This is a genomic window from Citrobacter amalonaticus (assembly GCF_037053465.1).
Taxonomy (GTDB): domain Bacteria; phylum Pseudomonadota; class Gammaproteobacteria; order Enterobacterales; family Enterobacteriaceae; genus Citrobacter_A; species Citrobacter_A amalonaticus_H.
This window is the reverse complement of the sequence record NZ_JBALIF010000001.1, coordinates 70,263-92,724: the sequence shown is the minus strand read 5'-3', so window position 1 is coordinate 92,724 and position 22,462 is coordinate 70,263. Positions and strand designations below refer to the sequence as shown.

Sequence of the window (22,462 nt, the reverse complement as noted above, 5' to 3'; positions counted from 1 at the left end):
AATCATTCGCCTGAGCGGGGCTGCGATACCACCGATTCATGCTTACGTAATCCGCCCCAAATACGATGACCAATGGCGGAGTACATCGCGCCCGCAACCACGACAAACGCACCGAGATAACCTAAAAGGTTTAACATCGGTCTGGCGAAGAAATCGGGCCAGGCCATAGATAAAAGATCTGAAAATAACAGCGTAAACAGCGGAGTAAGCGTAATCAACGCGCTCACCTGCGCTGCCTGCCAACGCGCCATCGCTTCCGCCAGGGCGCCATATCCTACCAGCGTATTCAGCCCACAGAAAATCAAACAGGCGAGCTGCCAGTCGCTGAGCTGCGTTATCACCCCAGGCTTCGCCAACGGCAATAACGCTATCGTACATAAAGTGTACAGTAAAAACAGGATCTGCGGTGACGCCAGACGGCGCAACAACACTTTTTGCGCGACGCCATAACTTACCCAGACCATTGCCGCACTGACGCCAAAAATCACACCCCAGGTGTAATCGGTCAGACGGGTAAAAATTTCTATCAGGCTGGTGTTAAAAAACATCACCAGCCCACTCAACAGCATTATCGCGCCGACAATCTGTGTACCACGCATTTTCTCTTTCAGGATAAATACGCTGGCGACCATCATGCCTACTGGCGACAGTTGACCAATAACCTGCGATGCCGTCGGACTGAGATACTGCAGGGAAGAACTAAACAGGATGAAGTTACCAAAGAGTCCGCCAGTGGCAATCGCCAGCAGGACCAACCAACGCGGCTTGCGAAAAATGCGCAGCGGCGGAAGCTTGCGCTTCACGGCCAGAATCGCTCCAAGACCAATGCTGGCCATAAGGAAGCGGTAGAACACGACGGTAGGAGGCTCCATCACCTCCAGCACCTGCTTCATTGCAATTGGCAAAGCCCCCCAACAAATCGCGGTTGTGAGTGCCAAAAGAATGCCAATGCCAGCCTGCTGCTTCATGCCCGTTTTCCCTGCAAGGGCTCGTTATCCGGAACTACGCGGTTTACGAGCATATTTACCGGCCGTCGAATGTAAAAAGCCCCGCAACAGGGTGCGGGGCTTTCATCCGTTACCGGACCACGAAAAACTTACTCAGCAACGATGCTGATGTATTTACGGTTGTTCGGGCCTTTAACTTCGAATTTCACTTTGCCGTCTGCTTTAGCAAACAGAGTGTGGTCACGACCGCAACCTACGTTAGTGCCCGCGTGGAACTTGGTACCACGTTGACGAACGATGATGCTCCCCGCCAGAACGGTTTCGCCACCGAAACGCTTAACGCCCAGGCGTTTAGCTTCTGAATCGCGACCGTTACGAGTTGAGCCGCCAGCCTTTTTATGTGCCATTTAAATCTCTCCTCAGGTCTTAGGCGCTGATGCCAGTAATTTTCACATCAGTGAACCACTGACGGTGGCCCTGCTGCTTACGATAGTGTTTACGACGACGAAACTTAACGATTTTAACTTTCTCGCCACGACCGTGAGCAACAACTTCAGCTTTGATTACGCCGCCATCAACGAAAGGAACGCCGATTTTGACTTCTTCACCGTTTGCGATCATCAGAACTTCAGCGAATTCAATAGTTTCGCCAGTTGCGATGTCCAGCTTTTCCAGGCGAACGGTCTGACCTTCGCTTACTCGGTGTTGTTTACCACCACTTTGGAAAACCGCGTACATAAAAAACTCCGCTTCCGCGCACACCTTTTCAATGATTCAGAGCGCGCTATAAATATTCACAATAGGGCGCGAATATTACGCAAAACGTGAGCCTTTGACAAGTGCTACAGTCAATCCATGAAGAAAAAAAACACAACGTGTACGGTAACGTTTATCTGCGGCGTTTTTTCAGTACAATCAGCATATATTTCTAACCCTAAACCCTAAGTTACCTTGAGGCATGATGAGGTAAACAGGGCGAAAAGCCCGGCTTTTGCGATGAATTTAGAAAAAATCAATGAGTTAACCGCGCAAGATATGGCGGGAGTGAATGCGACAATCCTTGAACAGCTTAATTCTGACGTCCAACTGATCAATCAGTTAGGCTATTACATTGTCAGTGGGGGTGGTAAACGCATTCGTCCTATGATTGCCGTGCTCGCCGCGCGTGCCGTTGGCTATCAGGGAAATGCGCATGTCACTATTGCGGCGTTAATCGAGTTTATCCACACCGCCACCCTGCTGCATGATGATGTGGTGGATGAATCCGATATGCGGCGTGGTAAAGCGACGGCGAACGCTGCGTTTGGTAATGCCGCCAGCGTATTGGTTGGCGACTTTATCTACACCCGCGCCTTCCAGATGATGACCAGCCTCGGTTCACTGAAGGTGCTGGAAGTGATGTCAGAGGCGGTTAACGTCATTGCCGAAGGCGAAGTCCTGCAATTAATGAACGTCAACGACCCGGATATTACCGAAGAAAGCTACATGCGCGTTATTTACAGTAAAACAGCGCGCCTGTTTGAAGCGGCGGCACAATGTTCGGGCATTCTTGCGGGCTGTAGCGCTGCAGAAGAAAAAGGGCTGCAGGATTATGGACGCTATCTGGGGACCGCTTTCCAGCTGATTGATGATTTGCTGGATTACAACGCCGACGGTGAGCAGCTCGGTAAAAACGTTGGCGATGACCTTAACGAGGGCAAGCCCACGTTACCGCTGCTACATGCGATGCGTAACGGCACCCCAGAGCAGGCGCAAATGATCCGTAGCGCGATTGAACAAGGAAACGGCCGACATCTTCTGGAGCCAGTTCTGGAAGCAATGAACGCCAGCGGCTCACTGGAGTGGACTCGCCAGCGCGCCGAAGAAGAGGCGGACAAAGCCATCGCCGCGCTGCAAGTTCTCCCTGACTCCCAATGGCGCGAGGCGTTGATTGGCCTGGCGCATATCGCTGTACAGCGCGACCGCTAACCCTCCTTTAATCATCTCGCGCAGTTTGCGCGAGATGATTCATGAAAATTCCAATAAATATAAATCAAAATCCAAAAACCCCTGTAATAACGCCAATTCCATCTTGGTATATTCTGAATGTAAAAATCACTTACAAGAACTTTTTAGAACATTCGTTCTCTGAGCGTATAGTGTCCTATTGCAGGTTGATTGTTTAAATCAACGATGAATGACCATAAGCGAGGAGAAAATGGAGAGTAAATTCATTGACTGGCATCCCGCAGACATCATCGCAGGATTACGTAAAAAAGGGACATCCATGGCGGCCGAGTCACGCAAAAATGGATTAAGTTCATCCACACTGGCAAATGCCTTAACCCGGCCGTGGCCGAAAGGTGAGCTCATCATCGCGAAAGCACTCGGCACGGAACCGTGGGTGATCTGGCCGTCACGCTACCATGATGCAAATACACATGAATTTATTGACAGAACGCGTCTGATGCGAGCAGCGCGTCGGGAAAAACAGGATGTAGAGTAGATCAGACACAGTAGCCCCATCGCGATGGGGCTATTCATCGATGATGTTTAATCGGCTTTCACGCGCTCGATATTTGCGCCTAACGCGCGCAATTTATCCTCAATACGCTCGTACCCGCGATCGATGTGGTAAATACGATCGACAACCGTCGTGCCTTCTGCAATACACCCTGCCAGCACCAGACTTGCCGAAGCACGCAGATCTGTCGCCATAACCTGTGCGCCGGAAAGCTTATCGACACCGTGGCAAATTACGGTGTTGCTTTCGATTTCCGCACGCGCGCCCATACGGGTCAATTCAGGCACATGCATGAAGCGATTTTCAAACACGGTTTCGGTGATGAATCCTGTTCCTTCCGCAACCAGATTTAACAGCGTGAACTGGGCCTGCATATCGGTCGGGAATGCCGGATGCGGCGCAGTACGCACGTTAACGGCTTTCGGACGTTTGCCGTGCATATCAAGGCTGATCCAGTCTTCACCCACTTCGATATCGGCACCGGCATCACGCAGTTTTGCAAGCACCGCGTCAAGGGTGTCCGGTTGCGCGTTACGGCAGACAATTTTGCCACGAGAGACCGCCGCTGCCACCAGGAACGTCCCGGTTTCGATACGGTCTGGCAGGACACGGTAAACACCGCCGCCCAAACGCTCTACGCCTTCGATGGTGATACGGTCAGTACCCTGCCCGCTGATTTTCGCACCCAGCGTAATCAGGAAGTTGGCGGTGTCGACAATTTCCGGCTCACGGGCTGCGTTTTCAATGATGGTAGTACCTTCTGCCAGCGTCGCGGCGCACATGATGGTAACCGTTGCGCCCACGCTGACTTTATCCATGACGATGTGCGCGCCTTTCAGACGACCATCAACGGATGCTTTCACATAGCCTTCTTCCAGGGTAATCGTCGCTCCCAGTTGCTCCAGACCGGTGATATGAAGGTCAACCGGGCGGGCGCCGATCGTGCAACCACCGGGCAGTGAAACCTGTCCCTGACCGAAGCGGGCAACCAGAGGTCCCAGCGCCCAAATCGATGCGCGCATGGTTTTCACCAGCTCATACGGGGCGCAGAACACGTTGACGCCGCGCGCATCAATATGCACAGAGCCATTACGCTCGACTTTCGCACCAAGCTGGCTCAAAAGCTTCATTGAGGTATCGACGTCTTTCAGTTTTGGGACGTTCTGGATCTCTACCGGTTCTTCTGCTAACAGCGCCGCAAAAAGAATAGGTAATGCCGCGTTTTTTGCGCCTGAAATTGTGACTTCGCCCTGGAGCGTGGTTGGCCCCTGTACACGAAATTTATCCATGATGTTGTTCTCAGTTAAAATTCATCGTCGCTACCGGTACGTCACCCGTAGCTCAAAAACCGTTTAGTTTACGATCGCGCGCCCACTCTGCGGGGGTGTACGCTTTGATCGACAGAGCATGAATGCGGTTATCCGCAATGTACTCCATCAGCGGCGCATAGACCGACTGCTGTTTCTTCACCCGGCTCATGCCATCAAACATCTCACCCACGGCAATAACCTGAAAGTGACTGCCATCGCCAGAGACGTGGACTTCCTGGAGGGAGAGTGCATTCATCAGCACGCTCTGAATTTCATTATTTTCCATGGGTTCTTCATTCGTCAGATTGTGAAAACAGCCCAACATCTTAGAGCAAAGTTGCGCTGTCATAAATAAGCAAAAGGTCAAGCTGCTAAATCATCACCGTAAAAAACCGGATGGCGACGCTAACGCATCTTATCCGGCCTACGAGAACGAGAAGAAATGTAGGCCGGAGAAGGCGTATACGCCGCCATCCGGCATGGATTACAGGCGGGGAAGAACGTCAGCTGGCAAGTTATAGAGTTCTGCGAGGGTAAAAACATTGTCATTCACACCCTGCAACGAAACGCTGTTACCTTGCTTTTTCGCCAGATTGATGAGGTGAACCAGAAGTGCCAGCCCACCGGTATCAACCCGGGAAACCTGGCTGAGATCGATGCAGGTCACACCGCTCATTGCCTCGACGCGCGCATCCCATAACGGATTCAGCACATCCTGGTCCAGCTCTCCCGCAAGCGCCAGCTTGTCACCGTCACGTGTCCAGCTGAGTGACTGTGTCATTACTTCTTCTCGTCCAGCGTGATCTTCTGCTGCGCGATAGATTTCAGTTGCGCAGTCAGACCATCAATTCCTTTCGTGCGCAACAGATCGCTCCACTCATTCTGTTTGGTGGTGATCATGCTGACACCTTCAGCGATCATGTCATAAGCCTGCCAGTGTCCCGTCTGGCTATTCTTACGCCACTGGAAATCCAGACGCACCGGTGGACGGCCATTCGGGTCAAGAATAGTCACGCGAATGGGTACGATGGTCGCATCGCCCAGCGGTTGTTCCGGCGCAATTTGATAGGTCTGACCGTGGTACATTGCCAGCGCCTGACCATAAGCCTGTTTCAGGTATTCGCGAAACGCGGCGAAATAGGCTTCACGCTGTGCGGGGGTCGCCTCTTTATAGTAACGCCCCAGCACCAACGCCCCGGCATATTTTACCTGAACATAAGGCAATAACTCCTGGTCAACCACATCACGCAGGTAATCCGGGTTAGCGCGGATTTTCGGTTGTTCATTTTTCAGGCGGTCGAAGGTTTTCTGCGCGGCTTCATCCATCAACTTATAAGGGTTGGTCTGATCGGCTGCGGTGGCCGCGCTCAGCGGTGCAATTACCAGTAGCGCCACCATCAGTAAGCGTTTCAACATAGTTCGATTCTCCTGAGATTAATTCGTTGCGCCCGCGGGCCCAGTGGTTTGATTATGGCCTTCAGTCGGCGCTGGCGCATCACCACTATTCTTATTGTCATCCCCTTTACTGTTGCTGTTGTAAAGGAACTGACCAATCATATCTTCCAGCACCATCGCGGATTTCGTGTCCTGAATTGTGCCGCCATCCTTCAGGATAGACGTTCCCAGCTCAGGATCCTCAAAACCGACGTTCAGCGCCAGATATTGTTCCCCCAGCAAACCGGAAGTACGGATGCTCAGCGAACTGGTATCAGGAATGTGGTTATAGCGTTCTTCAATATCCAGCGTGACGCGCGGTAAGTAGGTTTTCGGATCTAATGAGATATCTGATACACGGCCAACAACCACCCCGCCTATACGTACCGGCGAACGCACTTTCAGACCGCCGATATTATCGAAGGTCGCGTAAATCGTGTAGGTCGGTTCTGTGCGCATGGAGGTCACATTCGCCGCCTTCAGGCAGACAAACAGTGCGGCCAGCAGGGCAGCTAACAGGAAGATCCCCACCCAAATTTCATTTTTTTTCGTTTGCATGAACTCAATTCCCAAACATCAATGCGGTCAGCACAAAGTCCAGCCCCAGAACGGCCAGCGACGAGTGCACAACGGTGCGTGTGGTTGCCCGGCTAATTCCCGCCGAGGTCGGAATCGCATCATAGCCATTGAATAATGCAATCCAGGTTACCGTGATGGCGAACACCACGCTTTTAATTAAACAGTTCACCAGATCCAGACGCCAGTCGACAGCATTCTGCATAGCGGACCAAAAGAAACCGGCATCAATCCCCTTCCAGCTTACGCCGACCAGAGATCCTCCCCAGATACCAACGGCCACAAACAGAATCGTCAGCAGCGGCAGCGAAATTACGCCCGCCCAAAAACGCGGCGAGATCACCCGACGCAGCGGATCAACCGCCATCATTTCCATACTGGAAAGCTGCTCTGTCGCGCGCATCAGGCCAATTTCGGCGGTCAACGCGGATCCCGCGCGACCCGCAAACAGTAATGCGGCTACGACCGGTCCGAGTTCACGCAGTAGCGACAGCGCTACCAGCATACCCAGGCTGGTTTCCGCACTGTAAGTGGTGAGGACCAGATACCCCTGCAACCCCAGCACCATACCGATAAACACGCCAGAAACCAGAATAATCAGCATCGACAGGACGCCGACATTATAAAGCTGGCGAATCAGCAGCGGCGCATGTTTGCGAAACTCTGGTTTGCCCACCAGCGCATTGAACAACATTAACCCGGCACGCCCGAACGTTCTGAGGGTTTTGATGCCCTTATGTCCCAGCGTCGCCAGTGCATTTAACAGCATAAGTGGCTTAACTCCCTGTTCCGAGTAAATCAGAGTGATAATCGCCCGCCGGATAGCGGAACGGAACTGGTCCGTCAGCAATACCATCCAGGAACTGACGGACACGCGGGTCGTCATTCTCTTGCAACGCCTGGGCGCTGCCGTGGGCCACAATCTTTTTGTCCGCCATTATATACGCGTAATCCGCAATGCTCAGTACCTCCGGTACATCGTGAGAAACCACGATGCAGGTAACGCCCAGCGCGCTGTTTAATTCTGAAATCAGTTTAACCAACACGCCCATGGTGATCGGATCCTGACCGACAAAGGGTTCATCGAACATGATGAGATCCGGCTCCAGCGCAATGGCGCGCGCCAGCGCCGCCCGACGCGCCATCCCTCCGGAGAGTTCTGAAGGCATTAGTTTTGCCGCACCACGCAGGCCGACAGCCTCCAGTTTCATCATCACCGTACTTTTCAGTAAGGCCGGAGGAAGCGATGTATGTTCACGCAGCGGATAGGCTACGTTATCAAATACGTTCATATCGGTGAACAGCGCCCCGGACTGAAACAGCATGCTCATCCGTTTTCGTACCGTATAGAGCCGCGAACGGGACATTGCCGGAATGTTCTCACCATCAAACAGGATCTCTCCTTTATCAGGCGGAATTTGTCCACCGATCAGGCGAAGTAGCGTCGTTTTACCGATACCCGATGGCCCCATTATCGCGGTGATTTTTCCACGCGGCACCGTCAGGGAAATATTATCGAAAATGCAGCGGTCGCCACGCGTAAAGCTCACGTCGCGCATATCGACTAAATTCGCCACAGACTCACCCATTGATTCATCCTTCGTCTTGCTTGTTGATCTCAGCATGGTGCTAAATTTGACCATGAACCCAACATATTTACAGAATATTACCTGCGCTGGTTAGCGAAAGCTGGCATTTGTTTTACTTTTTAGCTGCATAAAGTCAAAATTAGGACTTCGTTACGGTTTCCAGACGATCCCGGTGAACCGGCGAGTATACCTGAAGAAAGGACTTTAGATGCTTTTAGCCACGGCGCTGTTAATTATTGGTTTATTATTGGTCGTCTACGGCGCCGACCGTCTGGTGTTTGCCGCATCTATTTTGTGCCGAACCTTTGGGATCCCACCGTTGATTATCGGCATGACAGTCGTCAGTATAGGCACATCTCTCCCGGAGATGATCGTCTCGCTCGCCGCCTCGCTGCACGGGCAATTAGATTTAGCCGTCGGAACTGCGATCGGCTCCAATATTACGAACATTTTGTTGATCCTTGGGCTTGCCGCACTGATCCACCCTTTTACTGTGCATTCCGATATTCTGCGTCGTGAATTGCCGCTAATGTTATTCGTAAGCGTAGTGGCAGGATCCGTACTGTATAACGGACAACTTAGCCGCAGTGATGGTATTTTCCTGCTACTGCTGGCCGTGCTATGGCTGCTGTTCATTGTTAAAATCGCCCGCCTTGCTGAGCATCAGGGTAATGACAGTCTCACACGGGAGCAACTGGCAGAATTGCCACGCGAAGGTGGCTTGCCCGTTGCTTTTTTATGGTTGGGCGTTGCGCTCATAATCATGCCAATGGCCACCCGAATGGTGGTGGATAATGCCACCGTGATTGCCAATTACTTCGCGATGAGCGAACTGACAATTGGCTTAACGATCATCGCAATTGGCACCAGCCTGCCGGAACTGGCAACCGCCATTGCTGGTGTGCGCAAAGGCGAAAACGATATTGCAGTGGGCAACATCATTGGGGCGAACATTTTTAACCTTACTCTGGTTCTTGGCCTCCCGGCCCTGATCACGCCGGGCGAGGTGAACCCACTGGCGTTCAGCCGTGACTATAGCGTGATGCTGTTGGTCAGCATCATCTTTGCATTACTCTGCTGGCGGCGTCCCCGCCAGTCCGGTCGCGGTGCGGGAGTGTTGTTGACCGGCGGTTTTATCGTATGGCTGGCGATGTTGTATTGGCTATCGCCGCTTCTCGTTGGATAACTGGAAACAGATTATGTCGCACTTAGCGTTACAACCGGGTTTTGACTTTCAGCAAGCCGGTAAAGAGGTCCTGGCGATTGAACGTGAAGGCCTGGCGGAGCTTGATCAGTACATCAACCAGGATTTCACCCTCGCGTGTGAAAAGATGTTCAACTGCACCGGCAAAGTGGTGGTGATGGGCATGGGGAAATCGGGGCATATCGGGCGTAAAATGGCCGCCACGTTTGCCAGTACCGGCACCTCCTCATTCTTCGTTCATCCGGGCGAAGCCGCCCACGGCGATCTGGGCATGGTGACGCCGCAGGATGTGGTGATTGCCATCTCCAACTCCGGCGAATCCAGCGAGATCGCCGCACTCATTCCGGTCCTTAAACGGCTTCAAGTTCAGCTTATCTGCATCACCGGACGACCAGAAAGCAGTATGGCGCGTGCTGCAGATGTGCATCTGTGTGTTAAAGTACCGAAAGAAGCCTGCCCACTTGGTCTTGCGCCGACAAGCAGCACCACCGCCACGTTAGTGATGGGGGATGCGCTGGCTGTCGCGTTATTAAAGGCGCGCGGCTTTACCGCTGAGGATTTCGCGCTATCGCATCCGGGCGGGGCGCTGGGGCGTAAACTTCTGCTGCGCGTGAATGATATTATGCATACGGGGGATGAAATCCCGCATGTCACCAAAGAGGCCAGCCTGCGCGATGCGCTGCTGGAAATCACCCGCAAAAATCTTGGGATGACCGTGATTTGCGATGACACGATGAAGATCGATGGTATCTTCACCGATGGTGATTTACGTCGTGTCTTTGATATGGGTGTTGATGTACGCCAGCTTGGCATTGCTGACGTCATGACCCCAGGCGGCATTCGTGTGCGTCCAGGAATTCTGGCGGTCGATGCCCTGAACTTAATGCAGTCCCGCCATATCACCTCGGTGATGGTTGCTGATGGCGACCAGTTACTCGGTGTGTTACATATGCATGATCTCCTGCGTGCAGGCGTCGTGTAGAAATCAAGGATAAAAAAGAAATGAGCAAAGCAGGTGCGTCGCTTGCGACCTGTTATGGACCCGTCAGCACGGACGTTATCGCCAAAGCAGAGAATATCCGTCTGCTGATTCTGGATGTAGACGGCGTGCTGTCGGATGGCCTGATTTACATGGGCAACAACGGTGAAGAGCTGAAAGCGTTTAATGTCCGTGATGGTTATGGCATTCGCTGTGCGCTGACGTCAGGTATTGATGTCGCTATTATTACCGGGCGAAAGGCTAAACTAGTAGAAGATCGTTGTGCCACATTGGGGATCACGCATCTGTACCAGGGGCAATCCGACAAACTTGCCGCTTTTCACGATCTCCTGACAAAACTGGCCGTTGCGCCAGAAAACGTGGCTTATATCGGCGACGATTTGATCGACTGGCCGGTAATGGAAAAAATCGGTCTGAGCGTGGCAGTGGCGGATGCACATCCATTACTCATTCCACGCGCGGATTATGTTACGAAAATCGCGGGTGGACGCGGTGCAGTACGTGAAGTCTGTGATTTATTATTACTGGCGCAAGGTAAGCTTGATGAGGCCAAAGGGCAATCGATATGAGTAAAGCCAGACGTTGGGTTATCATTCTACTGTCGTTGGCCGTGCTGGTACTGATTGGTATTAATCTGGCCGATAAAGATGACACGGCCCAGGTCGTCGTGAATGCGAGCGATCCGACTTACAAAAGCGAGCATACGGATACCGTTGTCTATAGTCCGGAAGGTGCGCTGAGCTATCGTCTGATTGCCCAACACGTTGAATATTATTCCGATGAGTCCGTTTCGTGGTTCACGCAACCTGTCTTAACGACGTTTGATAAGGACAAGATCCCGACGTGGTCAATCAAGGCCGATAAAGCCAAACTGACCAACGATCGGATGCTGTATCTTTATGGCCATGTTGAAGTCAACGCGCTGGTGCCTGACGCTCAACTTCGCAGAATTACTACCGATAACGCGCAGATCAATCTGGTAACGCAGGATGTTACCTCTGAAGACCTCGTGACGTTATACGGAACAACATTTAACTCCAGCGGACTGAAAATGCGCGGCAACTTACGCAGCAAGAACGCCGAGCTGATTGAAAAGGTTAAAACCTCCTATGAAATTCAAAACAAACAAACTCAGCCTTAATCTTGTGCTTGCCAGCTCACTTCTGGCCGCCAGCATCCCGGCGTTCGCTGTCACTGGCGATACCGAACAACCGATCCACATCGAATCGGACCAGCAGTCTCTGGATATGCAGGGCAATGTCGTGACGTTCACCGGCAATGTCGTTGTGACCCAGGGCACCATTAAAATTAACGCCGATAAAGTCGTTGTGACGCGTCCTGGCGGTGAAGAAGGCAAAGAAGTTATTGATGGCTTCGGCAACCCTGCCACCTTCTATCAGATGCAGGACAACGGAAAGCCCGTTAAAGGCCACGCATCAAAAATGCATTATGAGCTGGCTAAAGACTTTGTCGTACTGACTGGCAACGCGTACCTGGAACAGCTCGACAGCAACATCACCGGCGACAAAATTACCTATCTGGTGAAAGAGCAAAAAATGCAGGCCTTCAGTGATAAAGGCAAGCGTGTGACCACCGTTCTGGTGCCGTCGCAGTTGCAGGACAAAAACAAAGACCAGGCTCCGGCTCAGAAGAAGAGTAACTAATTCGTTATGGCAACATTAACTGCAAAGAATCTTGCGAAAGCCTATAAAGGCCGCCGCGTGGTGGAAGATGTCAGTCTGACCGTCAATTCAGGCGAAATTGTCGGTTTGCTCGGGCCAAACGGTGCGGGTAAAACGACTACCTTCTATATGGTCGTCGGCATTGTGCCGCGCGATGCCGGGAACATTATCATTGATGATGAAGACATCAGCCTGCTGCCGCTGCACGCCCGCGCGCGTCGCGGTATCGGTTATCTGCCGCAGGAAGCCTCCATTTTCCGTCGCCTGAGCGTATTCGATAACCTGATGGCGGTCCTGCAGATTCGTGACGATCTCTCCAGTGAACAGCGTGAAGACCGCGCCAATGAGCTGATGGAAGAGTTTCACATTGAACACCTGCGCGATAGCATGGGGCAGTCGCTCTCCGGGGGGGAACGCCGCCGTGTGGAAATCGCCCGTGCGCTGGCCGCCAACCCTAAATTTATCCTTCTGGATGAACCGTTTGCGGGCGTTGACCCGATCTCCGTTATCGATATCAAACGCATCATTGAGCACCTGCGTGACAGCGGACTGGGCGTATTGATTACCGACCATAATGTCCGCGAAACGCTGGCGGTGTGTGAGCGTGCTTATATCGTGAGTCAGGGACACCTGATCGCCCACGGAACGCCGACGGAAATCCTGCAAGATGAGCACGTTAAACGCGTATACCTTGGGGAAGACTTCAGACTCTGATAGGGTAGAAGTTTTCGATGTCATAGCGGGAGACAACGACTCTGAATATGAAGCAAGGTTTGCAACTCAGGCTGAGCCAACAACTGGCGATGACGCCTCAGCTACAACAGGCGATTCGTCTGTTGCAGTTGTCCACGCTGGAACTGCAGCAGGAGCTCCAGCAGGCGCTGGAAAGCAATCCGCTGCTGGAGCAAACCGATCTTCATGACGAAGTGGATACCCAGGAAACCCAGGACAGCGAAACGCTGGACACGGCTGACGCGCTCGAACAAAAAGAGATGCCGGAAGAGTTGCCGCTCGACGCCAGTTGGGACGAAATCTACACTGCCGGAACGCCTTCAGGCACCAGCGGTGACTACATTGACGATGAGTTACCCATTTATCAGGGGGAAACTACACAGTCTTTGCAGGATTATCTGATGTGGCAGGTTGAGCTAACGCCGTTCTCCGATACCGATCGCGCCATTGCTACCTCTATTGTCGATGCCGTCGACGACACCGGTTACCTGACCGTTTCGCTGGATGACATCCTCGAAAGCATGGGCGACGAAGAGATCGGCCTTGATGAGATTGAAGCGGTACTGAAACGTATTCAACGCTTTGATCCGGTTGGCGTAGCGGCAAAGGATTTGCGCGACTGCCTGTTGATCCAGCTTTCTCAGTTCGACAAATCAACGCCTTTTCTAGAAGAAGCCCGGATTATCATTAGCGAGCATCTCGATCTGCTGGCAAACCATGACTTCCGCACTCTGATGCGCATGACGCGTCTTAAAGAAGACGTGCTCAAAGAGGCTGTCAATCTTATCCAGTCGCTCGATCCCAGACCCGGCCAGTCGATCCAGACCGGTGAGCCGGAGTACGTGATCCCGGACGTACTGGTGCGTAAGCATAATGGACACTGGACGGTTGAGCTAAACGGTGACAGCATTCCCCGGCTGCAAATCAATCAGCACTATGCCGCGATGTGCAATGGGGGGCGTAACGACGCAGACAGCCAGTACATTCGCAGTAATTTGCAGGATGCCCGATGGTTGATTAAGAGTCTGGAAAGCCGCAATGACACCCTGTTACGTGTCAGCCGCTGTATTGTTGAGCAGCAACAAGCCTTCTTTGAGCAAGGCGAAGAATTTATGAAACCGATGGTGCTGGCGGATATCGCTCAGGCCGTTGAGATGCACGAATCGACCATTTCCCGTGTCACTACGCAAAAATACCTGCACAGTCCACGCGGCATTTTTGAACTGAAGTATTTTTTCTCCAGCCATGTGAATACCGAAGGCGGCGGCGAAGCCTCCTCAACGGCAATCCGTGCGCTGGTGAAAAAGTTGATTGCGGCAGAAAACCCCGCGAAACCGCTGAGTGACAGCAAATTAACTTCTATGCTGTCAGAACAGGGTATCATGGTCGCACGCCGCACCGTTGCGAAGTACCGAGAGTCTTTATCCATTCCGCCGTCAAATCAGCGCAAACAACTGGTTTGACCCAACCGATAAGGAAGACACTATGCAGCTCAACATCACTGGAAACAACGTCGAGATTACCGACGCACTGCGTGACTTTGTGAACACCAAGTTCGCCAAACTTGAACAGTATTTTGACCGAATCAATCAGGTCTACGTTGTGTTGAAGGTGGAAAAGGTTACCCACATCTCGGATGCAACACTGCATGTAAACGGTGGTGAAATTCACGCCAGCGCGGAAGGTCAGGACATGTACGCCGCTATTGATGGCTTAATTGACAAGCTGGCGAGACAGCTCACTAAGCATAAAGACAAACTGAAACAACACTAATTGTCAGGGCAGTTAGCGGGTGCAGGACGGCCTGTTGTGCAGAACAACAGGCCATTTGTACAGTTAGCGCTCCGAACCCGTCCCGCCGTTGTGGGACAGGTTCTTAGGTGAAATTATGATAAATAACGATACGACTCTACAACTGAGCAGTGTACTTAACCAGGAATGTACGCGCAGTGCCGTTCACTGCCAGAGCAAAAAACGGGCGCTGGAAATTATCAGTGAACTGGCGGCCAAACAGCTTAGCTTACCGCCCCAGGTGGTTTTTGAAGCCATCCTGACGCGCGAAAAAATGGGCAGTACCGGCATCGGCAATGGGATCGCAATCCCGCACGGTAAACTGGAAGAAGATACCCTGCGCGCCGTCGGTGTGTTTGTACAACTTGAAACACCGATCGCTTTTGACGCGATCGATAATCAACCGGTTGATCTGCTTTTTGCCTTGCTGGTCCCCGCCGATCAAACCAAAACGCATCTGCACACGCTGTCGCTGGTAGCCAAACGTCTGGCGGATAAAACCATCTGCCGTCGCCTGCGTGCTGCACAGAGCGATGAAGAACTTTATCAAATCATCACTGACACCGAAGGCGGTCAGGATGAAGCTTAACGCCCCTTTTGCCACGGTGAGGAGAAACAGTACATGGTACTGATGATCGTCAGCGGTCGTTCAGGGTCAGGTAAATCTGTTGCCCTGCGCGCGCTGGAAGATATGGGTTTTTACTGCGTGGATAACCTTCCCGTGGTGTTGTTACCCGATCTGGCTCGTACGCTTGCCGAACGCCAGATTTCGGCGGCTGTCAGCATTGACGTGCGTAACATGCCAGAGTCGCCGGAAATCTTTGAGCAGGCCATGAACAATCTGCCCGAGGCATTCTCGCCGCAGTTGTTGTTCCTTGATGCCGATCGCAACACCTTGATTCGCCGCTATAGCGATACTCGCCGTTTGCATCCCCTTTCCAGCAAAAATCTGTCCCTGGAAAGCGCCATCGACCAGGAAAGTGACCTGCTGGAACCGCTGCGCTCCCGCGCTGACCTGATTGTCGACACCTCGGAAATGTCCGTTCATGAACTGGCAGAAATGCTGCGCACCCGTCTGTTAGGTAAACGCGAGCGCGAACTGACCATGGTGTTTGAATCCTTTGGCTTCAAACATGGGATCCCCATTGATGCCGATTATGTCTTCGACGTGCGCTTCCTGCCAAACCCACACTGGGATCCGAAACTGCGCCCAATGACCGGTCTCGACAAGCCCGTCGCCGCATTCCTCGACAGGCACACAGAAGTACACAATTTTATTTACCAGACGCGTAGCTATCTTGAGCTATGGTTACCGATGCTGGAGACCAACAACCGTAGCTATCTGACCGTTGCCATCGGTTGTACCGGCGGGAAACACCGTTCGGTGTATATTGCAGAACAGCTGGCAGACTACTTCCGTTCACGCGGTAAAAATGTGCAGTCGCGCCATCGTACGCTGGAAAAACGCAAAACATGACCGTGAAGCAAACCGTTGAAATTACTAATAAGCTGGGTATGCATGCTCGCCCGGCAATGAAGCTCTTTGAATTAATGCAGGGTTTTGATGCAGAAGTCCTGCTACGCAATGATGAAGGCACCGAAGCTGAAGCCAACAGCGTTATTGCCCTGCTGATGCTGGATTCCGCCAAAGGCCGACAAATTGAAATTGAAGCGTCCGGTCCGCAGGAAGTCGAAGCGCTGGCTGCTGTTATTGCGCTTTTCAATTCCGGATTCGACGAAGACTAATCGTTTTTCGTCCTTCTGATGATTCCAGAGAAAACGCCGCATGGCGTTTTTTTTATCTCACGAGCGTCTTTTTGTACGATTCGTGCGCTTTTCATCTTAAGAACTACATTAAGAAAACCTTAAGACAGTTCGTTTAGGTTTCATTTAACCTGAGTGTTCATACTGGATTATTGTCAGTAAATATTTCCAGGATATCACTCATGATTCGTCTATCAGAAGAGACTCCCCTGGGCACCGGACGACATCGTAAATGTTATGCGCATCCGGATGATGCCCAGCGTTGCATTAAGATTGTTTACAATAGTGGCCACGGCGGCGACAAAGAGACGCAGCGCGAGCTGAAATACTACGCGCATCTTTCTCGTTACCTGAAAGACTGGAGCGGCATCCCACGCTACTACGGCACGGTAGAGACCGACTGCGGAACAGGATATGTTTACGATGTGATTGCCGATTACGATGGCAAACCATCCGTCACTCTTACCGAATTTGCCAAACAATGCCGTTATGAAGATGACATTGCCGTATTGCGTCAGTTGCTGAAAAAGTTAAAACGCTATCTGCATGATAACCACATCGTCACTATGACGCTCAAACCGCAGAATATTCTCTGCCGTCGTATTAGCGAGTCGGAAGTGGTGCCCGTGGTATGCGATAACATTGGCGAAGGAACACTGATTCCGTTGGCTACCTGGTCAAAATGGTTCTGCCATCGTAAACAGGAAAGATTGTGGCAGCGCTTTATTTCGCAACCGACATTGGCTGTCGCGCTGAAAAAAGACGCTCCGCCCAAGGAACGCACTGGGTTGTCCCTCTCCTCACGCGAAGCTTAATATTCATCCGGCGAGGCCTGATGGCGCTTAATACAACTTCTGGCGGGTCATAAACGACTCCCCACCCAACTGCCGCATTTGCCGCAGGATCCACGCCTGACGGCTTCGCACATAGCCAGAGGGCGCAGCCGCTTTATAGCGCAAAGGATTCGGCAACACCGCAGCGAGCAGCGCCGCTTCCGACTGGGTCAACCGGCTGGCGGGCTTGCCAAAATAACGCTGCGCTGCGGCTTCAACACCAAATACCCCATCGCCAAATTCCGCGATATTCAGGTAAACCGTCAGGATCCGTTTTTTGCTCCAGACCGTTTCAACCCCCACCGTCAACCCGGCCTCAAGCCCCTTGCGAAACCAGCTACGTCCATCCCAGAGAAAGAGATTTTTAACGGTTTGCTGTGACAACGTTGACGCGCCGCGAATACGGTTTTCATTACGCTCGTTATGCGACAATGCTTTCTCGATGGCGGCGACATCAAATCCCCAGTGGTCCGGGAAGGTTTGATCTTCTGCGGCAATCACCGCAAGTCCCATCCACGGGGAGATTTCATCCATACTCACCCAGTCGGAATGCGCGATATAACCGAAATCGCCCTGGAGCCAGGCGCTAATCTGGCGCTCAACCATCACCGCTGAAAAAGGAACGGGCAACAAGCTAAACAGCGCAATGCCGCCGCCCCAAAAGACAGCGAGCACTAGAATGGCACGCAAAATCACCCGGCGCAGAAAGCCGGTGACACTTTTTTTCATTCGCTCAGAACCAGTACGCGCGACACCAGTTTCTCGATACCTGTGGCCGCCTGAGCGATGTCTTGCGCCAGCATATAAGCAGGCGTGGTCACGATTTTATTGTCTTCATCCACAACAATATCATCGACCGGACAGGTCACGTGTTCTGCCCCCATATCTTCCAGCACTTCAGCCGTATCAATATCAGTACCGATCGTCAGACGCAGCGGGAAACCAAAGATTTTAGGCAACATAGCCGGGGCGATACACATAAATCCAAGCGGTTTTCCTGACTGATGCATGGCGATGGCAAGTCCGGTTAAATCGGGATCAACACGGCATTCGCTCCCCTGACTGGCAAAGTTGCTCAAATTTTTTGCAGCACCAAAACCACCAGGCACAATCAATGCATCCAGTTCAGCGGAAACAGCCTGAGACAACGGACGAATATCGCCACGCGTGATACGGGCAGCTTCAATCAGCACATTACGGCTTTCCGCCATTGGGTCACCGGTCAGATGATTAATCACATCGGCTTGCGGTTTGTCTGGTGCGAAACAGACAGCCTGCGCGCCATTGCGAGCAATAGCCAGCAGCGTCAGTACGGCTTCATGAATTTCTGAACCGTCATACACGCCACATCCACTGAGTACTACGCCAATTTTTTTCATTCAAATGTCCTTTTCACAACCTTCTGAGGCATATTAAAAATTGTGATTAAAATGCCTCGCATCACACATTTAACTGATTCATGTAACAAAGCATTTAAGATTTGCTATCTTAACTGCGTGCGGCCTGAAAATGAGCGCTGCGCCATTTTAACTAATAATGAGAACTTACGGCGCAGCCACGATTTCCCTGGTGTTGGCGCAGTATTCGCGCACCCCGGTCAAACCGGGGTCATTTTTTTTCCGCGTTTGCCACCCAGGCTTTCAACACCGCAACGTCGTGTTGCCATTCCTGCTTCATCTCTTCAATCCATTCACCCACGTTATCCTCCCATGCCGGAAGATCCGGTGACTGAATTTGCTGCCCCAACTGCTGAAGATGGCGAAGGCCAACCGAACCAGCCGCCCCTTTGATTTTATGCCCCTCTTCCACCACGCCCTTTTTATCACGGGCGGTCAGATTGGATTCCAGGACGCTTAAATAACCCGGCATCATCTTCTCAAACACGGCCAGACCATCGGTAATCAGTTTCGGCCCCACCAGCTCGATATACTGCTCCAGCATCGGAATATCTAACAGCGCTTGCGATTTACTGCTTTCTTCAGATTTCACAGTGCTCTCCTCTTCGTTCTGGGTATCCCAGTACTTTTTGATCATGGCGGTTAACGCGGGTACCGACAGCGGCTTGCTCAGTACGTCATCCATACCGGCATCCAGATACTCTTTCTTATCTTTCAGTACGTTCGCCGTGAGCGCCACCAGCGGTGGCAGATCTTCGCGCGCATAGCGCTGAGTCAGTTCGCGAGAAATATCAAGGCCGGTCATATCTGGCAACTGGATATCCAGCAGCACCAGGTCATACTCGCCCGGCGTAAACATCTCCAGTGCCGCTTTGCCGGTCATGGCGACATCGACACTGTTGCCAAGTTTTTCCAGCACCGAACGCGCGACAATCACGTTCAGCTCGATATCTTCCACCAGCAGCACATTCAGCGCGGGCAGCGGCAGGTCATCATCTTCAAACGCATCTTCAACTTCTTCCGCCACCGCCGGTGCGTGAACCGTCAGGGTAAAGACCGAACCTTTACCCGGCTGGCTTGCTACAGTAATGTCGCCCCCCATGTTTTTCGCCAGACGGCGAGAGACCGCCAGACCGATGCCTGTACCGGTCGCCGGTTTTCCGCCGTGGCTGTCTTTCACCTGATAATACATGGCGAAAATTTTGTCCTGCTCATCCTGTGGAATGCCAATGCCTGAATCTTCCACCTCAAAGTGCAACACGCTACCTTCGTCGTAACGCACACGCACCGTCACCTGCCCCTGCTGGGTAAATTTCACGGCGTTGCTGATAAGATTCCACAGGATCTGCCGCAGGCGGGTGCCATCGGTCACCACCTTATGTGGGAGCGGTAACGTCGGTTCGAGCACAAAACGCAGCCCTTTCTGCTGCGCCTGGAGACCGGAGAGGTTTTCCAGATCGGCCAGGAAACTGGTGAAGTCCACCGGTTGATTATCCAGTTGAACCTTGCGCCGCTCCATCTTATCCATATCAATGATATCGTTGAAAATGTTCCCCAACGTCACCGCCGAGACATGGATGGTTTTCAGGTATTTTTCCTGCTCAGCCGTCAGATCGGTGTCCAGCAAGATACGACTCAGCCCCACTATCCCGTTCAGCGGGGTGCGCAGTTCATGGCTGATGGTGGAGATGAAGGTGGTTTTATCGCGACTGGCGCGTTCAAGGGCATCCTGATAGCGCTTGCGCTCGGTGATATCGCGGCCAAACCCCATCAGACCGTGGCGTTTACCCACCCGGTCGTAATAGGGCACTTTGCGGATTTCGAAACAGGCTTTGCGCCCGTCCGGATAGTCGAGCCACTGTTCATAGGTCAATGACACGTTATGGCGGAAGACCTTTTCATCGGTCTCAATGACTTTTTCCGCCGCTTCTGGCGAGTACACGTCGGCAGGTTTCAAATGCACCAGTTGCTTTTCGCTTTTCCCGGTGAGCAACTCCATCGCCCGGTTGCAGCCAGAAAACTCTTTATCTTCATTACGATAGAAAACGAGATCCGGTGAGGCATCAAGAAAGGAGCGTAAAAAAGAGGATTGTTGCTCCAGTTGAATCTGCGTTTCCTCACGCTCTTTGATTTCAACTTTAAGCTGTTCAAACGTTTCCTGGCGTTCAGCCTCCGCCTTTTCGCGTTCAGCAATCTCCTGATTCAGTTGGGAAATATTATCTTTCAGTTGCACGTTCAGCTTGAGATCGCGTTCACGCATCTCTTCCAGCTTTTGCACCAGACGGGACAAGCGCTGACGGGATTCTTCCAGTTGTTCCACGACCACCGACAGGAAATAGACCGCCCAGGGCGTGATTAACAAACCAAAGAAAATAGAACGAATGACATCGATCTGTTCGACCTGACCATGTAGCACCATGGTGACGGCCATCTGCACCACGATTGCCAGCACAACGAGCGCTAACGCCAGGAGCAGCGAAAAGCGCACCAGACCCAATTTCATCATCAGGTCAACATAGTACTGCGCCAGCATACGAATTTGCTTCATCAGGAATTTCCTTTACGACAACCTGGCACAATAATACTCAATTCTGGGCAAGACGTTGAAGAATGTGCAAGAAATGCGGAGGTTATCGGTGAAATGACCGAGGAGTGGTTCATCATAGGCCAGATGGTTAACTCTCCGGCTGCACCCACGGCGTACCCAGCGCTGAGCCTTGCACGCCGTGCTCGTTAAGATACTTATCCAGCTCTACCATTCCGGTCCAGCGGTTTTCACACCACAACGGTGCCAGCAGTGTAGGCCGGCGCGCGCTGGCGGAAATACGATGATAAATCACCTCTGGCGGCGTATGACGAATCATCTCACCGGCGGTAGCCGTGTAATCATCAAGTTCAATCCCGTTCAGACGACCAGCTTCCCAGGCCTTTGCCATAATGCTGCCCTTCACGATATGCAGCGGATGGAGTTTGATACCGTCCACGCCAGTTTCCACTACCCGCCCCAGCGTTTGCAGGCACTCTGCGTTCCCTTCACCCGGCAGGCCGACAATCAGGTGTGAACAGACCTTTAACCCACGCCCACGCGCAAGCCGTGTCGTACGTTGATAACAGGCGAAATCATGTCCACGGTTGATACGGTGCAGCGTTTTGTCATGCGCGGTTTGCAAACCCAGTTCCAGCCATACTTCGTACCCCTGGTCTTTGTATTCACAAAGCAGATCGAAAACCGCATCCGGCACGCAGTCGGGACGTGTTCCGACGCACAGCCCGACGATACTGGCCTGACTCACTGCCTGTTGATACATGGCGCGTAATACCTGCACTTCGGCGAAGGTGCTGGTATACGCCTGAAAATAGGCCAGATAGCGTTTCGCACGATTAACCAGATGCGCCTGATGCGCGAGCTGTTCGGCAATTGAATGATGCTGCTGCGCCTCGTCCGCAAAAGAGGCAACATTACAGAAGGTGCAGCCGCCACGCCCAATGGTGCCATCGCGATTAGGACAGCTAAACCCGCCATGCAGCGTCAGCTTATGAACCTTTTGCCCATAACGACGAGAAAGATCCCCACCAAACATATTGACTAATTTCTGTAACTGCATAATCTGATAGACCGCGCCTTGAAAAGAGGCCAAAGCCTGCCATTTTTAGCCCTTATCGGCGATGACCTGGATCAATCGCCCCGGCGGGCTTTTAT

28 protein-coding genes are annotated in these 22,462 nt (G+C 52.2%); 14 read left to right on the top strand and 14 right to left on the bottom strand.

Features of this window, described 5'->3' with window-relative positions; genetic code table 11:
- Positions 1-2: 2 nt before the first annotated feature.
- The 3 genes from WB371_RS00455 to rplU form a co-directional block, all read right to left on the bottom strand.
- Positions 3-968 carry a DMT family transporter gene (locus WB371_RS00455; protein WP_336218179.1) on the bottom strand — a complete coding sequence of 322 codons (966 nt, stop codon included), beginning with the start codon at positions 966-968 and terminating at the stop codon, positions 3-5.
- Between the two features lie 128 nt (positions 969-1,096).
- Positions 1,097-1,354: a 50S ribosomal protein L27 gene (gene rpmA / locus WB371_RS00450; protein WP_012135319.1), complete on the bottom strand. Its 258-nt coding sequence runs from the start codon at positions 1,352-1,354 to the stop codon at positions 1,097-1,099.
- A gap of 19 nt (positions 1,355-1,373) precedes the next feature.
- Entirely contained in the window at positions 1,374-1,685 is a 312-nt protein-coding gene (rplU, locus tag WB371_RS00445; protein ID WP_000271396.1) for a 50S ribosomal protein L21, read from the bottom strand.
- A 258-nt stretch (positions 1,686-1,943) separates the two neighbouring features.
- Here rplU and ispB point away from each other — a divergent pair, with 258 nt between their 5' ends.
- Positions 1,944-2,915: an octaprenyl diphosphate synthase gene (gene ispB / locus WB371_RS00440; protein WP_336218178.1), complete on the top strand. Its 972-nt coding sequence runs from the start codon at positions 1,944-1,946 to the stop codon at positions 2,913-2,915.
- A 229-nt stretch (positions 2,916-3,144) separates the two neighbouring features.
- Positions 3,145-3,432 (top strand): DNA-binding transcriptional regulator SfsB, encoded by a 288-nt coding sequence (gene sfsB / locus WB371_RS00435; protein ID WP_336218177.1) that lies wholly within the window; start codon positions 3,145-3,147, stop codon positions 3,430-3,432.
- A gap of 47 nt (positions 3,433-3,479) precedes the next feature.
- Here sfsB and murA read toward each other — a convergent pair whose 3' ends face one another.
- The 7 genes from murA to mlaF form a co-directional block, all read right to left on the bottom strand.
- Positions 3,480-4,739 carry a UDP-N-acetylglucosamine 1-carboxyvinyltransferase gene (gene murA / locus WB371_RS00430; RefSeq protein WP_336218176.1) on the bottom strand — a complete coding sequence of 420 codons (1,260 nt, stop codon included), beginning with the start codon at positions 4,737-4,739 and terminating at the stop codon, positions 3,480-3,482.
- Positions 4,740-4,791: 52 nt separating this feature from the next.
- On the bottom strand, positions 4,792-5,046 hold the full coding sequence (gene ibaG, locus WB371_RS00425; protein ID WP_042325065.1) for a BolA family iron metabolism protein IbaG: 255 nt from the start codon (positions 5,044-5,046) through the stop codon (positions 4,792-4,794).
- A gap of 198 nt (positions 5,047-5,244) precedes the next feature.
- A complete protein-coding gene (gene mlaB / locus WB371_RS00420) occupies positions 5,245-5,541 on the bottom strand; it encodes a lipid asymmetry maintenance protein MlaB (protein ID WP_336218175.1) in 297 nt (98 codons plus the stop codon).
- Positions 5,541-6,176, bottom strand: a complete 636-nt coding sequence (mlaC, locus tag WB371_RS00415; RefSeq protein ID WP_336218174.1) for a phospholipid-binding protein MlaC — start codon at positions 6,174-6,176, stop codon at positions 5,541-5,543. Before mlaC ends, mlaB begins: the two co-directional genes overlap by 1 nt.
- Before the next feature lie 18 nt (positions 6,177-6,194).
- Positions 6,195-6,752, bottom strand: a complete 558-nt coding sequence (gene mlaD, locus WB371_RS00410) for an outer membrane lipid asymmetry maintenance protein MlaD (RefSeq protein WP_336218173.1) — start codon at positions 6,750-6,752, stop codon at positions 6,195-6,197.
- Between the two features lie 4 nt (positions 6,753-6,756).
- On the bottom strand, positions 6,757-7,539 hold the full coding sequence (gene mlaE, locus WB371_RS00405; protein ID WP_206163187.1) for a lipid asymmetry maintenance ABC transporter permease subunit MlaE: 783 nt from the start codon (positions 7,537-7,539) through the stop codon (positions 6,757-6,759).
- A 7-nt stretch (positions 7,540-7,546) separates the two neighbouring features.
- Positions 7,547-8,359, bottom strand: coding sequence for a phospholipid ABC transporter ATP-binding protein MlaF (gene mlaF, locus WB371_RS00400; RefSeq protein WP_336218172.1), 813 nt, complete (start codon positions 8,357-8,359; stop codon positions 7,547-7,549).
- 208 nt (positions 8,360-8,567) lie between these two features.
- Between mlaF and WB371_RS00395 the strand changes: the two genes are divergently transcribed.
- From WB371_RS00395 to yrbL, 12 genes are all read left to right on the top strand, one after another.
- Positions 8,568-9,545 carry a calcium/sodium antiporter gene (locus tag WB371_RS00395; RefSeq protein ID WP_336218171.1) on the top strand — a complete coding sequence of 326 codons (978 nt, stop codon included), beginning with the start codon at positions 8,568-8,570 and terminating at the stop codon, positions 9,543-9,545.
- Between the two features lie 13 nt (positions 9,546-9,558).
- On the top strand, positions 9,559-10,545 hold the full coding sequence (gene kdsD / locus WB371_RS00390) for an arabinose-5-phosphate isomerase KdsD (protein ID WP_336218170.1): 987 nt from the start codon (positions 9,559-9,561) through the stop codon (positions 10,543-10,545).
- Between the two features lie 20 nt (positions 10,546-10,565).
- Positions 10,566-11,132, top strand: coding sequence for a 3-deoxy-manno-octulosonate-8-phosphatase KdsC (gene kdsC / locus WB371_RS00385; RefSeq protein ID WP_336218169.1), 567 nt, complete (start codon positions 10,566-10,568; stop codon positions 11,130-11,132).
- Positions 11,129-11,704 (top strand): LPS export ABC transporter periplasmic protein LptC, encoded by a 576-nt coding sequence (gene lptC / locus WB371_RS00380; protein ID WP_336218168.1) that lies wholly within the window; start codon positions 11,129-11,131, stop codon positions 11,702-11,704. Before kdsC ends, lptC begins: the two co-directional genes overlap by 4 nt.
- Positions 11,673-12,227, top strand: a complete 555-nt coding sequence (gene lptA / locus WB371_RS00375; RefSeq protein WP_336218167.1) for a lipopolysaccharide ABC transporter substrate-binding protein LptA — start codon at positions 11,673-11,675, stop codon at positions 12,225-12,227. Before lptC ends, lptA begins: the two co-directional genes overlap by 32 nt.
- A 6-nt stretch (positions 12,228-12,233) precedes the next feature.
- Positions 12,234-12,959 carry an LPS export ABC transporter ATP-binding protein gene (gene lptB, locus WB371_RS00370; protein WP_005121325.1) on the top strand — a complete coding sequence of 242 codons (726 nt, stop codon included), beginning with the start codon at positions 12,234-12,236 and terminating at the stop codon, positions 12,957-12,959.
- A 47-nt stretch (positions 12,960-13,006) separates the two neighbouring features.
- Positions 13,007-14,440, top strand: a complete 1,434-nt coding sequence (gene rpoN / locus WB371_RS00365; protein WP_336218166.1) for an RNA polymerase factor sigma-54 — start codon at positions 13,007-13,009, stop codon at positions 14,438-14,440.
- Between the two features lie 22 nt (positions 14,441-14,462).
- On the top strand, positions 14,463-14,750 hold the full coding sequence (gene hpf, locus WB371_RS00360) for a ribosome hibernation promoting factor (protein ID WP_336218165.1): 288 nt from the start codon (positions 14,463-14,465) through the stop codon (positions 14,748-14,750).
- A 115-nt stretch (positions 14,751-14,865) separates the two neighbouring features.
- Complete coding sequence (gene ptsN, locus WB371_RS00355; protein WP_042325036.1) at positions 14,866-15,357, top strand: PTS IIA-like nitrogen regulatory protein PtsN; 492 nt, start codon at positions 14,866-14,868, stop codon at positions 15,355-15,357.
- A 33-nt stretch (positions 15,358-15,390) separates the two neighbouring features.
- Positions 15,391-16,245 carry an RNase adapter RapZ gene (rapZ, locus tag WB371_RS00350; RefSeq protein ID WP_012908509.1) on the top strand — a complete coding sequence of 285 codons (855 nt, stop codon included), beginning with the start codon at positions 15,391-15,393 and terminating at the stop codon, positions 16,243-16,245.
- Complete coding sequence (gene npr, locus WB371_RS00345) at positions 16,242-16,514, top strand: PTS phosphocarrier protein NPr (RefSeq protein WP_042325034.1); 273 nt, start codon at positions 16,242-16,244, stop codon at positions 16,512-16,514. Before rapZ ends, npr begins: the two co-directional genes overlap by 4 nt.
- A gap of 200 nt (positions 16,515-16,714) precedes the next feature.
- Positions 16,715-17,347: a PhoP regulatory network protein YrbL gene (yrbL, locus tag WB371_RS00340; protein WP_336218164.1), complete on the top strand. Its 633-nt coding sequence runs from the start codon at positions 16,715-16,717 to the stop codon at positions 17,345-17,347.
- A gap of 27 nt (positions 17,348-17,374) precedes the next feature.
- Here the strand turns inward: yrbL and mtgA are convergent, their stop codons facing one another.
- The 4 genes from mtgA to WB371_RS00320 form a co-directional block, all read right to left on the bottom strand.
- On the bottom strand, positions 17,375-18,094 hold the full coding sequence (gene mtgA, locus WB371_RS00335) for a monofunctional biosynthetic peptidoglycan transglycosylase (RefSeq protein WP_336218163.1): 720 nt from the start codon (positions 18,092-18,094) through the stop codon (positions 17,375-17,377).
- A complete protein-coding gene (elbB, locus tag WB371_RS00330; protein ID WP_336218162.1) occupies positions 18,091-18,744 on the bottom strand; it encodes an isoprenoid biosynthesis glyoxalase ElbB in 654 nt (217 codons plus the stop codon). Before elbB ends, mtgA begins: the two co-directional genes overlap by 4 nt.
- A gap of 229 nt (positions 18,745-18,973) precedes the next feature.
- Positions 18,974-21,310, bottom strand: a complete 2,337-nt coding sequence (gene arcB, locus WB371_RS00325; RefSeq protein ID WP_336218161.1) for an aerobic respiration two-component sensor histidine kinase ArcB — start codon at positions 21,308-21,310, stop codon at positions 18,974-18,976.
- 127 nt (positions 21,311-21,437) lie between these two features.
- Positions 21,438-22,367: a TIGR01212 family radical SAM protein gene (locus tag WB371_RS00320; protein WP_336218160.1), complete on the bottom strand. Its 930-nt coding sequence runs from the start codon at positions 22,365-22,367 to the stop codon at positions 21,438-21,440.
- Between the last annotated feature and the right edge of the window lie 95 nt (positions 22,368-22,462).

Coding starts and splice junctions, on each gene's coding strand:
- WB371_RS00455 (WP_336218179.1), bottom strand. CDS start 968: ATGAAGCAGCAGGCTGGCATTGGCATTCTTTTGGCACTCACAACCGCG.
- rpmA (WP_012135319.1), bottom strand. CDS start 1,354: ATGGCACATAAAAAGGCTGGCGGCTCAACTCGTAACGGTCGCGATTCA.
- rplU (WP_000271396.1), bottom strand. CDS start 1,685: ATGTACGCGGTTTTCCAAAGTGGTGGTAAACAACACCGAGTAAGCGAA.
- ispB (WP_336218178.1), top strand. CDS start 1,944: ATGAATTTAGAAAAAATCAATGAGTTAACCGCGCAAGATATGGCGGGA.
- sfsB (WP_336218177.1), top strand. CDS start 3,145: ATGGAGAGTAAATTCATTGACTGGCATCCCGCAGACATCATCGCAGGA.
- murA (WP_336218176.1), bottom strand. CDS start 4,739: ATGGATAAATTTCGTGTACAGGGGCCAACCACGCTCCAGGGCGAAGTC.
- ibaG (WP_042325065.1), bottom strand. CDS start 5,046: ATGGAAAATAATGAAATTCAGAGCGTGCTGATGAATGCACTCTCCCTC.
- mlaB (WP_336218175.1), bottom strand. CDS start 5,541: ATGACACAGTCACTCAGCTGGACACGTGACGGTGACAAGCTGGCGCTT.
- mlaC (WP_336218174.1), bottom strand. CDS start 6,176: ATGTTGAAACGCTTACTGATGGTGGCGCTACTGGTAATTGCACCGCTG.
- mlaD (WP_336218173.1), bottom strand. CDS start 6,752: ATGCAAACGAAAAAAAATGAAATTTGGGTGGGGATCTTCCTGTTAGCT.
- mlaE (WP_206163187.1), bottom strand. CDS start 7,539: ATGCTGTTAAATGCACTGGCGACGCTGGGACATAAGGGCATCAAAACC.
- mlaF (WP_336218172.1), bottom strand. CDS start 8,359: ATGGGTGAGTCTGTGGCGAATTTAGTCGATATGCGCGACGTGAGCTTT.
- WB371_RS00395 (WP_336218171.1), top strand. CDS start 8,568: ATGCTTTTAGCCACGGCGCTGTTAATTATTGGTTTATTATTGGTCGTC.
- kdsD (WP_336218170.1), top strand. CDS start 9,559: ATGTCGCACTTAGCGTTACAACCGGGTTTTGACTTTCAGCAAGCCGGT.
- kdsC (WP_336218169.1), top strand. CDS start 10,566: ATGAGCAAAGCAGGTGCGTCGCTTGCGACCTGTTATGGACCCGTCAGC.
- lptC (WP_336218168.1), top strand. CDS start 11,129: ATGAGTAAAGCCAGACGTTGGGTTATCATTCTACTGTCGTTGGCCGTG.
- lptA (WP_336218167.1), top strand. CDS start 11,673: ATGAAATTCAAAACAAACAAACTCAGCCTTAATCTTGTGCTTGCCAGC.
- lptB (WP_005121325.1), top strand. CDS start 12,234: ATGGCAACATTAACTGCAAAGAATCTTGCGAAAGCCTATAAAGGCCGC.
- rpoN (WP_336218166.1), top strand. CDS start 13,007: ATGAAGCAAGGTTTGCAACTCAGGCTGAGCCAACAACTGGCGATGACG.
- hpf (WP_336218165.1), top strand. CDS start 14,463: ATGCAGCTCAACATCACTGGAAACAACGTCGAGATTACCGACGCACTG.
- ptsN (WP_042325036.1), top strand. CDS start 14,866: ATGATAAATAACGATACGACTCTACAACTGAGCAGTGTACTTAACCAG.
- rapZ (WP_012908509.1), top strand. CDS start 15,391: ATGGTACTGATGATCGTCAGCGGTCGTTCAGGGTCAGGTAAATCTGTT.
- npr (WP_042325034.1), top strand. CDS start 16,242: ATGACCGTGAAGCAAACCGTTGAAATTACTAATAAGCTGGGTATGCAT.
- yrbL (WP_336218164.1), top strand. CDS start 16,715: ATGATTCGTCTATCAGAAGAGACTCCCCTGGGCACCGGACGACATCGT.
- mtgA (WP_336218163.1), bottom strand. CDS start 18,094: ATGAAAAAAAGTGTCACCGGCTTTCTGCGCCGGGTGATTTTGCGTGCC.
- elbB (WP_336218162.1), bottom strand. CDS start 18,744: ATGAAAAAAATTGGCGTAGTACTCAGTGGATGTGGCGTGTATGACGGT.
- arcB (WP_336218161.1), bottom strand. CDS start 21,310: ATGAAGCAAATTCGTATGCTGGCGCAGTACTATGTTGACCTGATGATG.
- WB371_RS00320 (WP_336218160.1), bottom strand. CDS start 22,367: ATGCAGTTACAGAAATTAGTCAATATGTTTGGTGGGGATCTTTCTCGT.